Raw genomic sequence first — 14,664 nt, forward strand, 5'->3', positions numbered from 1 at the left:
TCTCAGTTCCGCCGGCCTGCACGCCGGCTACGGTAAGTGTCGAGCACCACGGCGATGACGATCACCGCCCCGGTGATGATGCGTTTGGTCGGTTCGCTGGCACCGATCTGGGCCAGCCCGGCGGCCAGCACCGAAATGATCAGCACGCCAAAGAAGGTGCTGATGACCGAGCCACGCCCGCCCATCAGGCTGGTGCCGCCAATTACCACGGCGGCGATCACCTGCAGCTCAAGGCCGGAGCCGGCATTGGGGTCGGCCGCTTCCAGCCGCGAGATCTGGAACAGCGCGGCCAGGCCGGCGAGCAGGCCCATCAGGGCGAATACCAGCACCTTGTACGGGCGCGGGTCGATACCGGCCAGGCGCACGGCTTCTTCGTTGGTGCCGATGCCGATCAGGTAGCGGCCGAATACCGTGCGGGTCAGCACCAACTGGGCCAGCACGATCACCAGCAAGGCGATGATGAACGCCGGCGAGATGCCGAACGCGATGGGGTTGGAGAACCAGGCATAGGCATCGCCGATATAGGCGGTGCGCGAGTCGGTGAACTGGTAGGCCAAGCCGCGGGCCATTTCCAGCACACCGAGCGAGACGATGAACGACGGAATGCGCCAGGCCACGGTGACGCCGCCGGTAATGCCGCCGGCCAGCGCGGCCACGGCCATGCCCAGCAGGGCCGAAGGCAGCACGCCCCAGCCCCAGCCGAGGATCGCCACGCTGACCGTGGAGGCTGCCAGCGCCAGCACCGAGCCCACCGACAGGTCGATGCCGCCGATGATCAGCACGAAAGTCATGCCCACCGCCAGCACCATCAGGTCGGGGATCTGGTTGGCCAGGGTACTGAAGGTGTTGTAGGACCAGAAGTGGCTGCTGAGGAACGAGAACAGCACGATCATCGCCAGCAAGGCGCCGGCCAGGCCCAGGTAGGTACCCAGGCCAAAGTAGGTACCACTGCGGCGCACCGGTGCGGCGCCTTGGCTGTCGAGCGGGGTGGTTTTCATGCATCCATCCTGGGAGCTGCGTCATGCAGCAGTGCGTCACGTTTCTGATAACCGGCAAAGGCCGCGGCCAGCAGCTGGTCCTGGCTCCAATGGTCACGCTCGAAGGTGTCGATCAGGCGGCCGGCCGACAGCACGGCGATGCGGTCGCAGATCAGCATCAGCTCGCGCAGGTCGCTGGACACCACCACCAGGGCCTTGCCCTGGCGCGCCAGTTCGGCCAGCAGGCCATAGATGTCGAACTTGGCGCCAACGTCGATGCCACGGGTGGGCTCGTCGAACAGCAGCACCTGACAGTCGCGCTCCAGCCAGCGGCCGATCACTACCTTCTGCTGGTTGCCGCCAGACAGCTCGCCCACCACTTGCTGCGGGCCGGCACTGCGAATGCGCATGGCCTGGATCTGGCGCTCGGCCAAGGCCCTTTCGGCCTCGCCATCGAGCACACCGGCCCGCGATACCGCGCCGAGGTTGCCCAGGGCGATGTTGGCGCTGATCGACTGCGTCAGCAGCAGGCCTTCGCCTTTGCGGTCTTCGGTGATCAGGGCGATACCGGCCTGTACGGCGGCCCTGGGCGAGTCGATGGTGACCGCCTGCGGTGGCTGGCCAAGGGCGATGCTGCCGCTGTCGGCGCGGTCGGCACCGTAGATCAGGCGCAACAGTTCGGTACGGCCGGCACCGATCAGGCCGGAGATGCCGAAGATCTCCCCCGCCCTGACCTCGAACGACACTTCACGCACCTTGTCGGCGCGGCTGAGCTTGTCGACCTTGAGCAGCGGCGCGCCGATCTGCCGGCGGCCCAGGTCGATATGCTCGCCCAGCTCGCGGCCGACCATCAGATTGACCAGTTCGGCGCTGCTGTAACGCTGGATCGGCTCGTCGCACACCAGCTTGCCGTCGCGCAGCACGACGATGCGCTGGGCCACGCGCTGCAGTTCTTCCAGGCGGTGCGAGATGTAGACGATGGCCACGCCACGTTGGCGCAGGCGTTCGATCTGGGTGAACAGCAGTTCCACCTCGCGCGCGGTGAGCATGGCGGTGGGCTCGTCGAAGATCAGCACATGGCATTCGCCGATCAGGTTGCGGGCAATCTCGACCATCTGCTGGTGGCCGATGCCCAGCTCGCCGACCGGGGTATCCGGGTCGATGGCGTCGAGGCCGACCTGGGCCATGGCGGCCGTGGCCAGTTGGCGCAGGCGCTTCTGGCTGATCCAGCCGAAACGGCCGGGCAGGTTGTCGAGGAACAGGTTTTCCGCCACGGTCAGCGTGGGCAGCAGGTTCAGCTCCTGCATGACCATGCGCACGCCGAGGCGCTCGGCCTCGCTGCGGCTGCCAGGCGCGTAGGCCTGGCCGCGGTAGCGCATGTGCCCGGTTGTTGGGGTTTCCAGGCCACTGATGAGCTTGGACAGGGTGCTCTTGCCCGCGCCGTTCTCGCCGGTCAGGGCCAGCACTTCACCCGCCCGCAGGTTCAGGCTGACCTCGCCGAGCACGGGCTGGGCATAGGTCTTGCCCAGGCCGCTGGCGGTGAGCACCACTTCATTGGCCGATGCAGGCATGGCCGTTTCTCCTGCCAGCGATCAGGGTTTGGTGATGAGTTGGACCGGGGTCTGGATGACGTTGTCGGCATCCACGTCGGGCTTCTCGCCCTTGACCATTTTCAGCGCCGCCTGGATGCCGTACACCGCCTGCTGGCTGGCCGCCTGGTCGAGGGTGGCGAGCACGCGGCCATCGGCGAGCATCGGCTTGATGGCGTTGATGTTGTCGTAGCCCACCACTTGCACCTGGCCGGTCTTGCCGGCGGCACGCACGGCCGACACGGCGCCCAGGGCCATGCTGTCATTGCCGGCCAGCAGCGCTTTCAGGTCGGGGTATTCGTTGAGCATGGAGGCCGCGACGGCGTTGCCTTTGTCGATTTCCCAGTTGCCGCTCTGCACCGAGACGATCTTGATCTGCGCAGCGTCCATGGCGTCCTTGAAGCCAGCGGTACGCTGCTGGGCGTTGGTGGTGGTCGGCACGCCTTCGATGATGCCGACCTGGTCGCCGGCCTTGAGCTTCTGGTTGGCCAGGAAGTCGCCGACCAGGCGCGCGCCCTTGCGGTTGTCGGGGCCGACGAAGGGTACGCTGATACCTTTGCTCTTGAGCAATTCAGGGTCCAGGCGGTTGTCGATGTTGATCACCACCACGCCCTGGTCCATGGCCTTCTTCACCGCCGACACCAGCGCCTTGGAGTCGGCCGGGGCAATGACCAGGGCCTTGGCGCCAGCGTTGACCATCTGCTCGACGATGCGGATCTGCTCGCCGGTGTCGGTCTCGTTCTTGATGCCGTTGGCGATCAGCTCGAATTCATCGGCGTGGGCTTTCTGGTAGTCCTTGGCGCCGTCTTCCATGGTGCGGAAGAACTCGTTGGCCAATGACTTCATGACCAGGGCGACCTTGGGCTTGTCTTCGGCGTGGGCGGCGGAAAACGGCAGGGCAAAGGACAGCGAGGAAATGACCGCGAGGGCCAGCAGACGACCGGGGAACGGCAGTTTCATGGACGATGACTCCGGATCTTGTGTTTTTTGTCGGATCGCAAACGTTTGCGTTGACTCACTATGGAAACAGGACCGGGGTTTGTCAAATCCGTTTGGCTGGCGGAGGTCAAGTCGAGCCAGGGGCAGTTTATCTGGAATTTGTCCGAAAAGCCGAACGCCTTTTCCTGTGCTTGTTCGGGATTCCGAATGAAATGCGCCCTTTTGCGCTTGAGCACAGTTTTCGCCTGACAAGATGTTGCGAAATTACTTACGGTAAAATACTGTATGCGCATACAGCAAAACAAGGAAACACTTGTGTCCAGCACCGCCTCCGCCACCCCGAGCAGCTATGAACAACTGGGTATGCGCATCCAGAAGATCATCAACAGCCCCACCGCCCAGCGCAGCCGCGCGGCGCTGATCTTCCGCCTGGAACACGAGACGCCGGAAGACTGGGAAACCCTGCTCGAGGAAATCGCCGAAAACGACAACGTCACCCTCGCCCACCGCGACGATGGTGGCGTGCAGATTTTCTGGACCGTACCGAAGGAAGACTGACCGCGGCCAGCATGGCAGTTGCCTGACCCGGGTCGCCTGCAAGGCCTGCGGCTTGACCTCAGGCCAAGGCCTGCAGGTAGGCGCTGGCTTCACGGTAACGCGCCAGCCGCGCCAGGTCGGCGGGGCCCGGGCATGGGATGCGCGAAAGGTCGCTGTTGTCGGCCAGGTCGGCCAGCTTGACTGTGCGCGCCAGCGGGTCACCGCCCAGGCGCACCACGAAGTCCTGGTAGGCCTCGCCCTCACGGCGGCTGAGCGCCAGCAAGGCGGCAAGGATTTTCAGCGCAAAGCCCTCGCGCGCCAGGTCGGACAGGGTCAGCGAAGTGTCTTCGATCACATCGTGAAGCACCGCGACAATCCGTTGTTCAGGCGTGGAAACCCGCATCATCACGCGTAACGGGTGGAGGATATAAGCAGCCCCACCCTTGTCGTACTGCCCTTCATGCGCCCTGGCGGCCACGGCAATGGCCCGCTCCAGTGTAGACATGAGGCCCTCCCCGTTCGGCTTCTTCCTGCCAAGCATAGCCAAAACTGTGCGGACAATGTCTAGCGCAGGCGTGGCTGTGCCGCGCCGACCTTGCAGAAGCGGACTTGTGGAAGCCGCTCCCACAAAAGGCCGCTCGTACAGGAACCGGGTTCAGCGTGCTGCGCCGTGCTGGATGACCACCGAATCGGTACCCAGTTTGGCCATCACCTCGGCCTTGCGTGCTTCGGCTTCCTCACGGCTCGGGAACGGCCCCATCAGCACCACCGGCTTGCCGTCGCGGTACTCCACCGAGGAGGGAATGCCCTTTTCGATCAGGCGTGCGGTCATGTCGCTGAGCGCACCCATGTTGGCGCCCTGGATCACTTCCACGTCCCAGCCTTGCGGGGCCGGCTGGCCAGCCAGGGCTTCGGCGCGGCGCTGCAGCTCGGCGCCGCCGCACATCTCACGGATGCGCAGGTTGTTGCCACTGTCGTCGACGATGATTTCGTACTGGCCATCGCGCTTGATCGCCACGTAGCTGCGGTAGGCTTCGTACTGCCCGGCATCATCCTTGCCGCGGACCTGGCCGCAGATGGTGCCCTGGGTGTCGATCCGCACGTTGCCGAACTTGGCGGTCTTGGGGTTGTGCAGGTGTTCAGCCACCTGCTTGTGCACGCCTTCGACCTCGTTCTCACAGCCCGCCAGGGCGAGCACTGCCATTACCACAGCCAGTTTGCGCACGCGTGTACCTCCAGATTCGAAGGGGCGGATTCTAGCACGCCAGGCAATGACCGAACCGCGACCAAACGTTACACGCTGCTTCGTGCGCACAGCAAAAAGGGCGATCATTGCTGATCGCCCTTTTTCGATTTGGTAGGCACAATTGGACTCGAACCAACGACCCCCACCATGTCAAGGTGGTGCTCTAACCAACTGAGCTATGTGCCTGTCGTGTGGTGCGCATATTAGTGATCGAATGCGTACCTGTAAAGCGTTTTTTTGAGAAAAATCAAAAACTTTCGAGATTCATGCATAGAGAGGGCGCTTGGCGCATCAGGCCGCATGAAACCCCAATGAAAAAAGGGGTGACCCTTGCGGATCACCCCTTCTTCGATTTGGTAGGCACAATTGGACTCGAACCAACGACCCCCACCATGTCAAGGTGGTGCTCTAACCAACTGAGCTATGTGCCTGTCGTGTGGTGCGCATTCTACTCATTCCAAAAACCCTGTCAACACTTTTTTTCGCGCTAACCTACTGAATCTTAAACTCTTTATAGAAAGGCGCGCTGGCGGGGACCGAGTAAAGGATTTTCAACGGACGACTAGCGGGTGTTTATTATTATTGATAGCATCGGTACATTCGTTAAAAATATAAAACACGAGGTTCCTGCAGCATGGCTAACACCCCCTACCCCCAGTCCTACTACGCCGCCTCGGCCAACCCGGTGCCGCCACGTCCGGCGCTGCAGGGTGAGGTGGAAACTGATGTGTGCATCATCGGTGCCGGCTACACCGGCCTGTCCAGCGCCCTGTTCCTGCTGGAGAACGGCTTCAAGGTGAGCATCGTCGAAGCAGCCAAGGTCGGCTTCGGCGCGTCGGGCCGCAACGGCGGCCAGATCGTCAACAGCTACAGCCGCGACATCGACGTCATCGAACGCACCGTCGGCCCCAGGGAGGCCCAACTGCTGGGCCAGATGGCCTTTGAAGGCGGGCGTATCATTCGTGAGCGCGTGGCCAAGTACAACATCCAGTGCGACCTGAAGGACGGTGGCGTGTTCGCTGCCCTCACCAGCAAGCAGATGGGCCACCTGGAGTCGCAAAAGCGCCTGTGGGAACGTTTCGGTCACAACCAGCTGGAGCTGATGGACCAGAAGCGCATCCGCGAAGTGGTCGCCTGCGACAACTATGTGGGCGGCATGCTGGACATGAGCGGCGGCCACATCCACCCACTGAACCTGGCCCTGGGCGAAGCCGCCGCGGTCGAGTCGCTGGGCGGCATCATCTATGAGCAAACCCCGGCCGTACGCATCGAGCGTGGCGCCAACCCGGTGGTGCACACCCCGCAGGGCAAGGTCCGCGCCAAGTTCATCATCGTCGCCGGCAACGCCTACCTGGGCAACCTGGTGCCAGAGCTGGCCAGCAAGTCCATGCCATGCGGCACCCAGGTGATCACCACCGAGCCACTGGGCGACGAACTGGCGCGCACCCTGCTGCCGCAGGACTACTGCGTAGAGGACTGCAACTACCTGCTCGACTACTACCGCCTGACCAGCGACAAGCGCCTGATCTTCGGTGGTGGCGTGGTGTACGGTGCACGTGACCCGGCCAACATCGAGGCGATCATTCGTCCGAAGATGCTCAAGGCCTTCCCGCAGCTGAAGAACGTGAAGATCGACTACGCCTGGACCGGCAACTTCCTGCTGACCCTGTCGCGCCTGCCGCAGGTTGGCCGTATCGGTGACAACATCTACTACTCGCAGGGCTGCTCGGGTCACGGCGTGACCTACACCCACCTGGCGGGCAAGGTGCTGGCCGAGGCCATGCGTGGCCAGGCCGAGCGTTTCGACGCCTTCGCCGGCCTGCCGCACTACCCGTTCCCGGGTGGCCAGATGCTGCGCGTGCCGTTCAGCGCCATTGGGGCCTGGTACTACAGCCTGCGCGATCGCCTGGGCTTCTGATGTAGGCAGGCCTGGCCTCTTCGCGGGTAAACCCGCTCCCACAGGGATATCACAGCACCTGAGGGCAGCGGGTTTCCTGTGGGAGCGGGTTCACCCGCGAAAGGGCCGGCAGAGATAAAGCTATTTGTTCAGGCTACTCACAGCCTGCTTCGCCGCAATCTCCTGCCCCGCCCGGGCCAGTTCATCTGCAGCCTGCAGCCAGCGCTGGCGGTCCACCTGGGCCGGCAGTTGCCGTGGTGGCTGCACCAGCACCGCCCAACTCCCCAGCTTCGCCCATGCCGATGCAAAGGCATCGAAGCCCATCACCTGCCGCCGATGCATGCCCGAGCGCAACAGCACCCGCTGCTTGTAGCGGTCGTAGCCGATCAACACGGCGTAGCGTGGCTCGCTCCACCAGGCCGAACCGTCCTCGTAACGCAGCAGCACCGGGTTGCCCGCCGCCACCTGGGTCAACAGCGCGTCCAGCTGCTTGTCCAGCGGATACACCACCATGCCGTAGTCGCGCGCCACGCGGGGGATGCCGGTGTCCAGCGCCTCGGCGCCGTGGGGCAGGTTCAGCGGTTTGTCCAGCAGCCCCGGCGTGATCGGTGCCCCCTGTTGCGACAGCACCGCCGCCAATGCCATGGCCCCGCTGTGGTTGGCGTTGCCACGGTAGAACGGCACGCTGCTGATCTCGACCCGCTGCGGCAGGCCCTTGAGGTTGGCGGAAGGTGCGCTGGCACAGCCGGCCAGGCTAGCCGCTACCAGGCAGGCAGCCAGCAGCCGACGGGGGGTGGTCTTGAAGGAATGTTGCTGCATGGACACTCGCTTGCTCCAACGCCAGGCAGGCAGCGCCCGGCTCTGGCCACCGATCATAGGTCGGACAGCGGCGCGGGTATAGTCCGACACCGGTTAGGAGCAAATCGGACCAAGCAATAGACCTTTGGTCAATGGAACGTCACAGGCGAAGGGCTAGACTAAAGCAGTGTCTGGACGGCCAGCGCCGGTTGACCGAGCGCGGCCTGTAGAGATGGAGGCACAGATGAGCCTGACCATGGCAATCCTCATGCTGGTGGGCATGTGGCTGAGCGTCGCAGCCGCCATGCTGTGGGGGGTACTGCGTATCGTGCGGCGTCATTCCCACCACCACCTGCCACCGCAGGTCCCTGCCAAGCCACAGCCTGTGCGCCGGGCACGGCGGCATGCCGGGGTGCACTGATTTCAAAAATTCCTGAGCCCATTCGCGGGTGAACCCGCTCCCACAAGGTCCTCCACTGCCTTCAAAAGCGGCGGGGTACTTGTGGGAGCGGGTTCACCCGCGAACGGGGCGCAAGCGCCCCGCCCTTTCACATCAACCTTCAGCCGCCTCACGCTTCAACCGCGCCCGACGGGCCAGGATGTTGAGGACCTCGATCGCCGTCGAGAAGGCCATGGCCGCGTACACATAACCCTTCGGTACATGAGCGCCAAAACCTTCCGCGATCAGCGTCATGCCGATCATGATCAGGAAGCCCAGGGCCAGCATTACCACGGTCGGGTTGTCGTTGATGAAGTTGGCCAACGGGTCGGCGGCCACCATCATGACGATCACGGCAGTGATAACGGCAATGATCATGATCGGCAGGTGCTCGGTCATGCCCACGGCGGTGATGATGCTGTCGACCGAGAAGACGATGTCCAGCAACAGGATCTGGAAGATCGCCGCGGCAAAGCCCAGGGTAACCGTCGACGACACCTTGGCTTCTTCCTTGGCCCCGTGCGGGTCGACGTTCTCGTGGATCTCCTTGGTCGCCTTCCACAGCAGGAACAGGCCGCCGGCAATCAGGATCACGTCCTTCCAGGAGAAGGCATTACCGAACACTTCGAACACCGGGTCGGTCAACTGGACGATCCAGGCCACCGTGCTGAGCAAGGCCAGGCGCATGACCAGGGCCATGCTGATACCGATACGGCGGGCCTTGGAGCGGTACTCCACCGGCAGTTTGTTGGTCAGGATGGAGATGAAGATCAGGTTGTCGATACCCAGTACAACTTCCATGGCCACCAGCGTGGCCAGGGCAACCCAGGCGGTAGGGCTAGCGACGAGTTCCAGCAAGTATTCCATTGTTCAAATCCTGCAGCAGCGGTTGGGGTCAGATTTCCTGGGTGTCTTCTTTCTTTTCGGCGTCCTTGGGCTTGTGCCCTTCGCTGCCGATGGCCTCGCTCAACGCCTGCTGCGCGGCCTTGTTGGTGTCGTCGATGGCTTGCTTGGCCGACTGTGCGGCCTGGTCGAGCATCTGTTGGGCGGATTTCTCGGCCTGCTCGCAACCGGCCAGGGTGAACAGGGCCAAGGCCAGCACCAGCGGCGTGCCGATGGATTTGAGTTGCAGCATGGGTTCCTCGCTTGTCGATATTGCGGCGGCGCACAGGGCGCCTGATGGGGTCGCATTCTAAAGAGCGTAATACATCAGGAAAATTCGTATTTTCAGCGGTTATACTTCGGTTTTTACGAATCCGGAAAGCACCGATGCTCAACTATCGGCAGTTGCACTACTTCTGGGCCGTGGCCAAGACCGGCAGCATCGCCCGCGCCAGCGAACAGTTGAACCTGACCCCGCAAACCATCAGCGGGCAGATCAGCCTGTTCGAACAGACCTACGGCCTGGAGTTGTTCCAGCGCGTGGGGCGGCAGCTGGAGCTGACCGAAACAGGGCGCCAGACGCTGATCTATGCCGAGCAGATGTTCCAGCTGGGCGGCGAACTGGAAGCCATGCTGCGGGCCGGCCCGCAAGAGCAGATCCTGTTCCGCGTGGGCGTGGCTGACGTGGTGCCCAAGTCCATCGTCTACCGCCTGCTGGCGCCGACCATGGAGCTGGACGACGTGCTGCGCATCAACTGCCGTGAAGACAAGCTCGAACGGCTGCTGGCCGACCTGGCGATCCAGCGCCTGGACCTGGTGATTTCCGACAGCCCCATGCCCAGCCACCTGGACATCAAGGGCTATAGCCAGAAGCTGGGCGAATGCGGGTTGAGCTTCTTCGCCACCCCGGCGCTGGCACAACGCCTTGAAGGCCCCTTCCCCGCCTGCCTGCAGGATGCGCCATTGCTTATTCCCGGGCAGGAAACCGTGGTCCGCAGCCGCCTGCTGCGCTGGCTGGCTGAGCAGCAGGTGCAGCCGCGGATCGTGGGTGAGTTCGATGACAGTGCCTTGATGCAGGCATTCGGGCAGTCGGGCAGCGGCATCTTCGTCGCGCCCAGCGTGATCGCCGAGGAAGTGTGCCGCCAGTATGGCGTGGTGCTGATCGGGCAGACCGAGGCCGTGCACGAGTCGTTCTATGCCATTTCGGTGGAGCGCAAGGTCAAGCACCCGGGGATCGTGGCGATTACCGAGGGGGCGCGGCGGGAGTTGTTTCACTGGTGACCGTGGTGGCTTCTTCGCGGGCACGCCCGCTCCCACAGGGGCCGCACAGCATTTGAGGCCGGTGCAGTACCTGTGGGAGCGGGCATGCCCGCGAAGAGGCCGCCCCTGCTAGACAAAGGTCTATGGTAAAGTCGCGCCCTTTTTGAACATGCTGGGATATCGCTGCACATGACCCCTGTCCTCCGCTTCCTCAACCGCACCAGCCTGGTGACGCAGATCGTCATCGGCCTGATCGCCGGCATCGCCCTGGCCCTGCTTGCGCCCGCCATCGCCCGCGACATGGCCTTCCTCGGGAAAGTGTTCGTCAGCGCCCTCAAGGCGGTGGCCCCCGTGCTGGTGTTCATCCTGGTGATGGCCTCGATCGCCAACCACCGCCACGGCCAGGAAACCCATATTCGCCCGATCCTCTGGCTGTACCTGCTGGGCACCTTCGGCGCCGCAGTAGTCGCGGTGGTCGCCAGCATGCTGTTCCCGTCCAACCTGGTGCTGAGCACCGGCGAGGCTACGCTGAGCGCGCCGGGCGGCATTACCGAGGTGCTGCAGAACCTGCTGCTGAGTGCGGTCGACAACCCGATCAACGCCCTGCTCAATGCCAACTTCATCGGCATACTGACCTGGGCCATCGGCCTGGGCGTGGCCCTGCGCCATGCCGGCGAAACCACCCGCACCGTGGTCGAGGACCTGTCCAATGGCGTGACCCTGATCGTGCGCGTGGTCATCCGCTTCGCCCCGCTGGGCATCTTTGGCCTGGTCAGCGCCACCCTGGCCCAGTCGGGCCTGGACGCCCTGCTCGGTTACCTGCACCTGCTGGCGGTGCTGATCGGCTGCATGCTGTTCGTGGCGCTGGTGATGAACCCGCTGATCGTGTTCTGGAAAATCCGCCGCAACCCGTACCCGCTGACCCTGCTGTGCCTGCGCGAAAGCGGTATCACCGCGTTCTTCACCCGCAGCTCGGCGGCCAACATTCCGGTGAACCTGGCCTTGTCGGAGCGCCTTGGCCTGCATGAGGACACCTACTCGGTGTCGATCCCGCTGGGTGCGACCATCAACATGGCCGGTGCCGCCATCACCATCACCGTGCTGACCCTGGCGGCGGTGCATACCCTGGGTATTCCGGTGGACCTGCCGACCGCTGTGCTGCTCAGCGTGGTGGCGGCGGTGTGTGCCTGCGGCGCCTCGGGTGTGGCCGGTGGTTCGCTGCTGCTGATTCCGCTGGCATGCAGCCTGTTTGGCATCCCTAGCGAAATTGCCATGCAGGTGGTGGCAGTGGGCTTCATCATCGGCGTGCTGCAGGACTCGGCCGAGACGGCGCTGAATTCGTCGACCGATGTGCTGTTTACCGCAGCGGCGTGCCAGGCCGAAGAGCAGCGCACCGCTTGAGATTGCCGGGGCCCTGTGGGAGCGGGTTCACCCGCTCCCACAGGTGCCAATTGCCTAACACGATGGCATTACCTACCCTAGTGGCCTTTCCCCAGCAATGAGACAGGGCCATGTCAGAACACGAAACCGCCGGCGAAGGCCGCTTCAACAGCATCGAGATCCGTATTCTCGGCTCGCTGATCGAGAAGCAGGCCACCAGCCCGGAAAGCTACCCGCTGACCCTCAATGCCCTGGTTCTGGCCTGCAACCAGAAGACCAGCCGCGAGCCGGTGATGAACCTCACCCAAGGCCAGGTCGGCCAGGCCCTGCGCGCCCTCGAAGGGCAAGGCATGACCCGCCTGCAGATGGGCAGCCGCGCCGACCGCTGGGAACACCGGGTGGACAAGGCGCTGGAGCTGGTGCCGGCGCAACTGGTACTGATGGGCCTGATGTTCCTGCGCGGCCCGCAAACCCTCAACGAACTGCTGACCCGCAGCAACCGCCTGCACGACTTCGACGACACCGAGCAGATCCAGCACCAGCTGGAGCGCCTGATCTCGCGCGGCCTGGCCTTGCACCTGCCACGCCAGGCCGGCCAGCGGGAAGACCGTTACACCCATGCCTTGGGCGATCCGGCGGAAATCGAGGCGATCCTGGCTGCACGGCAGCAGGAAGGTGGCGCACGCAGCGGCGGCAATGTGTCGGAAGACCGTATCGAAGCCCTGGAAGCCCGCATCGCGGCGCTGGAGGCACGCCTGGCCGAGCTGGAAGGCTGAGCCGTCACGGCTCGGGGTCGGGGAAGTTGCGGCAGCTCTTGCGCTCGGCCAGCTCCCGGTCACTGGGGCGCTGGTCGACGAACACGGTGCGGCCGTCGGCGTAGATTTCCAGGTAACCCCAGTGCAGGTCCTGCTCTTGCTGCCCGGGCTTTGGCGGGACTAGCCACCAGGGTTCGCGGCTGATCAGGGTCATGGGTGTGATTCCTGAAGGGTCTGCAGTAATCATAGACACCTTCAGGTTCCTGCTTTGCCTGCACCGGCCCTTTCGCGGCTAAAGCCGCTCCCACAGGGACCTCCACAGCTTTCAAAAGCTGCGCAGTACCTGTGGGAGCGGCTTTGGCCGCGAAGAGGCCGGTACAGGCTTATGCCGGTGCCGACGTGCGAATCAGGTGGTCAAAGGCCGCCAGCGATGCCTTGGCCCCCTCACCCACCGCGATCACGATCTGCTTGTACGGCACGGTCGTCACGTCACCCGCCGCAAACACACCCGGGATGCTGGTCTGGCCCTTGGCGTCGACGATGATCTCGCCACGCGGCGACAGCTCGACGGTACCTTTCAGCCAGTCGGTGTTCGGCAGCAGGCCGATCTGCACGAAGATGCCTTCCAACGCCACTTCATGCTGCTGGTCGGTGGTGCGGTCCTTGTAGCGCAGGCCGGTCACTTTTTCGCCATTCCCCAGCACTTCGGTGGTCAGCGCACTGGTGATCACCTTCACGTTCGGCAAGCTGTGCAACTTGCGCTGCAGCACCGCATCGGCACGCAGTTGGCTGTCGAACTCGATCAGCGTCACCTGGGCGACGATACCGGCCAGGTCGATGGCCGCCTCCACACCCGAGTTGCCACCACCGATCACCGCCACGCGCTTGCCCTTGAACAGCGGGCCGTCACAGTGCGGGCAGTAGGCCACGCCACGGGCGCGGTATTCCTGCTCGCCCGGCACGTTCATTTCGCGCCAGCGGGCACCGGTGGCCAGGATCACGGTCTTGGCCTTGAGCGAGGCGCCACCGGCCAGGCGTACTTCGTGCAGGCCGCCAGCGGTAGCCGGGATCAGCGCTTCGCCACGCTGCAGGTTCATGATGTCCACGTCGTACTGCTTGACGTGTTCTTCCAGCGCCGTGGCCAGCTTCGGCCCTTCGGTTTCCTGTACCGAGATGAAGTTCTCGATGGCCAGGGTATCGAGCACCTGGCCGCCGAAACGCTCGGCCGCAATACCGGTGCGGATGCCTTTACGCGCGGCATAGATGGCTGCCGAGGCGCCGGCTGGGCCACCACCGACCACCAGCACATCGAAGGCATCCTTGGCATTGATCTTCTCGGCCTGGCGGCTACCTGCGCTGGTGTCGATCTTGCCAAGGATTTCTTCCAGGCCCATGCGGCCCTGGCCGAACACTTCGCCGTTCAGGTAGATGCTCGGCACCGCCATGATCTTGCGCGATTCCACTTCTGCCTGGAACAGCGCGCCGTCGATGGCCACGTGGCGCACATTGGGGTTGAGCACCGCCATCAGGTTCAGCGCCTGGACCACGTCCGGGCAGTTCTGGCACGACAGCGAGAAATAGGTTTCGAAGGTGAATTCGCCTTCCAGCGCCTGGATCTGCTCGATCACTTCGGCACTGGCCTTGGACGGGTGGCCGCCGACTTGCAGCAGTGCCAGCACCAGCGAGGTGAATTCGTGGCCCATGGGGATGCCGGCGAAGCGCAGGTTTATGTCGGCTCCCGGGCGATTCAGCGAGAACGAAGGACGACGGGCGTCGGTACCGTCCGCGCTAAAGGTAATGAGGTTCGACAGGCTGGCAATTTCCAGCAGCAGGTCGTGCAATTCGCGGGACTTCGCACCGTCGTCGAGGGAAGCAACGATCTCGATCGGCTGGGTGACCCGCTCCAGGTAGGTTTTCAGTTGCGATTTAAGCGTGGCGTCCAACATACGGGCGATTCCTTTTTCA

The 14,664-nt window shown here is 63.7% G+C and carries 16 protein-coding genes and 2 tRNA genes; 6 read left to right on the forward strand and 12 right to left on the reverse strand.

Annotation, left to right across the window (positions count from 1 at the left end; genetic code table 11):
• Positions 1 to 2: 2 nt before the first annotated feature.
• The 3 genes from MKK04_RS16800 to MKK04_RS16810 are packed head-to-tail and all read right to left on the reverse strand — an operon-like array spanning position 3 to position 3,526.
• The gene (locus tag MKK04_RS16800; RefSeq protein WP_241105761.1) at positions 3 to 998 is read right to left on the reverse strand and encodes an ABC transporter permease; all 996 of its coding nucleotides are present in this window, start codon (positions 996 to 998) and stop codon (positions 3 to 5) included.
• Positions 995 to 2,548, reverse strand: coding sequence for a sugar ABC transporter ATP-binding protein (locus MKK04_RS16805; protein ID WP_241105762.1), 1,554 nt, complete (start codon positions 2,546 to 2,548; stop codon positions 995 to 997). Before MKK04_RS16805 ends, MKK04_RS16800 begins: the two co-directional genes overlap by 4 nt.
• 21 nt (positions 2,549 to 2,569) lie before the next feature.
• Positions 2,570 to 3,526 carry a sugar ABC transporter substrate-binding protein gene (locus MKK04_RS16810; RefSeq protein WP_207836976.1) on the reverse strand — a complete coding sequence of 319 codons (957 nt, stop codon included), beginning with the start codon at positions 3,524 to 3,526 and terminating at the stop codon, positions 2,570 to 2,572.
• A 294-nt stretch (positions 3,527 to 3,820) separates the two neighbouring features.
• Between MKK04_RS16810 and MKK04_RS16815 the strand changes: the two genes are divergently transcribed.
• Complete coding sequence (locus MKK04_RS16815) at positions 3,821 to 4,063, forward strand: DUF1654 domain-containing protein (protein ID WP_207836978.1); 243 nt, start codon at positions 3,821 to 3,823, stop codon at positions 4,061 to 4,063.
• A 58-nt stretch (positions 4,064 to 4,121) separates the two neighbouring features.
• On the opposite strand, the gene MKK04_RS16820 is transcribed toward MKK04_RS16815, so the two are convergent.
• The 4 genes from MKK04_RS16820 to MKK04_RS16835 form a co-directional block, all read right to left on the reverse strand.
• Entirely contained in the window at positions 4,122 to 4,547 is a 426-nt protein-coding gene (locus MKK04_RS16820) for a GTP pyrophosphokinase (protein WP_241105764.1), read from the reverse strand.
• Between the two features lie 150 nt (positions 4,548 to 4,697).
• Complete coding sequence (locus tag MKK04_RS16825) at positions 4,698 to 5,267, reverse strand: SPOR domain-containing protein (RefSeq protein WP_025338525.1); 570 nt, start codon at positions 5,265 to 5,267, stop codon at positions 4,698 to 4,700.
• 130 nt (positions 5,268 to 5,397) lie between these two features.
• Positions 5,398 to 5,474: transfer RNA gene (locus MKK04_RS16830), tRNA-Val, on the reverse strand.
• Between the two features lie 168 nt (positions 5,475 to 5,642).
• A tRNA-Val gene (locus tag MKK04_RS16835) sits at positions 5,643 to 5,719 on the reverse strand.
• A 203-nt stretch (positions 5,720 to 5,922) separates the two neighbouring features.
• On the opposite strand from MKK04_RS16835, the gene MKK04_RS16840 reads away from it, so the two are divergent.
• Positions 5,923 to 7,206: an NAD(P)/FAD-dependent oxidoreductase gene (locus tag MKK04_RS16840; protein ID WP_063912435.1), complete on the forward strand. Its 1,284-nt coding sequence runs from the start codon at positions 5,923 to 5,925 to the stop codon at positions 7,204 to 7,206.
• 120 nt (positions 7,207 to 7,326) lie between these two features.
• Here the strand turns inward: MKK04_RS16840 and MKK04_RS16845 are convergent, their stop codons facing one another.
• On the reverse strand, positions 7,327 to 8,061 hold the full coding sequence (locus MKK04_RS16845; protein ID WP_241105765.1) for a peptidase C39 family protein: 735 nt from the start codon (positions 8,059 to 8,061) through the stop codon (positions 7,327 to 7,329).
• Positions 8,062 to 8,227: 166 nt separating this feature from the next.
• Here MKK04_RS16845 and MKK04_RS16850 point away from each other — a divergent pair, with 166 nt between their 5' ends.
• Positions 8,228 to 8,404, forward strand: coding sequence for a hypothetical protein (locus tag MKK04_RS16850; protein WP_207836984.1), 177 nt, complete (start codon positions 8,228 to 8,230; stop codon positions 8,402 to 8,404).
• Between the two features lie 132 nt (positions 8,405 to 8,536).
• Here MKK04_RS16850 and MKK04_RS16855 read toward each other — a convergent pair whose 3' ends face one another.
• Both MKK04_RS16855 and MKK04_RS16860 read right to left on the reverse strand, forming a co-directional pair.
• Positions 8,537 to 9,289, reverse strand: a complete 753-nt coding sequence (locus MKK04_RS16855; RefSeq protein ID WP_063912437.1) for a TerC family protein — start codon at positions 9,287 to 9,289, stop codon at positions 8,537 to 8,539.
• A gap of 28 nt (positions 9,290 to 9,317) precedes the next feature.
• Positions 9,318 to 9,557: a hypothetical protein gene (locus MKK04_RS16860; RefSeq protein WP_063912438.1), complete on the reverse strand. Its 240-nt coding sequence runs from the start codon at positions 9,555 to 9,557 to the stop codon at positions 9,318 to 9,320.
• Positions 9,558 to 9,691: 134 nt separating this feature from the next.
• Here MKK04_RS16860 and nhaR point away from each other — a divergent pair, with 134 nt between their 5' ends.
• The 3 genes from nhaR (at position 9,692) to MKK04_RS16875 (ending at position 12,720) form a co-directional block, all read left to right on the forward strand.
• A complete protein-coding gene (nhaR, locus tag MKK04_RS16865; RefSeq protein WP_207836994.1) occupies positions 9,692 to 10,585 on the forward strand; it encodes a transcriptional activator NhaR in 894 nt (297 codons plus the stop codon).
• Between the two features lie 168 nt (positions 10,586 to 10,753).
• Positions 10,754 to 11,965, forward strand: a complete 1,212-nt coding sequence (gene sstT, locus MKK04_RS16870) for a serine/threonine transporter SstT (protein ID WP_207837004.1) — start codon at positions 10,754 to 10,756, stop codon at positions 11,963 to 11,965.
• A 110-nt stretch (positions 11,966 to 12,075) separates the two neighbouring features.
• A complete protein-coding gene (locus tag MKK04_RS16875; protein WP_207837006.1) occupies positions 12,076 to 12,720 on the forward strand; it encodes a YceH family protein in 645 nt (214 codons plus the stop codon).
• A gap of 4 nt (positions 12,721 to 12,724) precedes the next feature.
• Here the strand turns inward: MKK04_RS16875 and MKK04_RS16880 are convergent, their stop codons facing one another.
• Both MKK04_RS16880 and ahpF read right to left on the reverse strand, forming a co-directional pair.
• Positions 12,725 to 12,913 (reverse strand): hypothetical protein, encoded by a 189-nt coding sequence (locus MKK04_RS16880; protein ID WP_013973178.1) that lies wholly within the window; start codon positions 12,911 to 12,913, stop codon positions 12,725 to 12,727.
• A 169-nt stretch (positions 12,914 to 13,082) separates the two neighbouring features.
• Positions 13,083 to 14,645 (reverse strand): alkyl hydroperoxide reductase subunit F, encoded by a 1,563-nt coding sequence (ahpF, locus tag MKK04_RS16885; protein WP_241105766.1) that lies wholly within the window; start codon positions 14,643 to 14,645, stop codon positions 13,083 to 13,085.
• Between the last annotated feature and the right edge of the window lie 19 nt (positions 14,646 to 14,664).

Source organism: Pseudomonas sp. LS.1a (assembly GCF_022533585.1).
Classification (GTDB): domain Bacteria; phylum Pseudomonadota; class Gammaproteobacteria; order Pseudomonadales; family Pseudomonadaceae; genus Aquipseudomonas.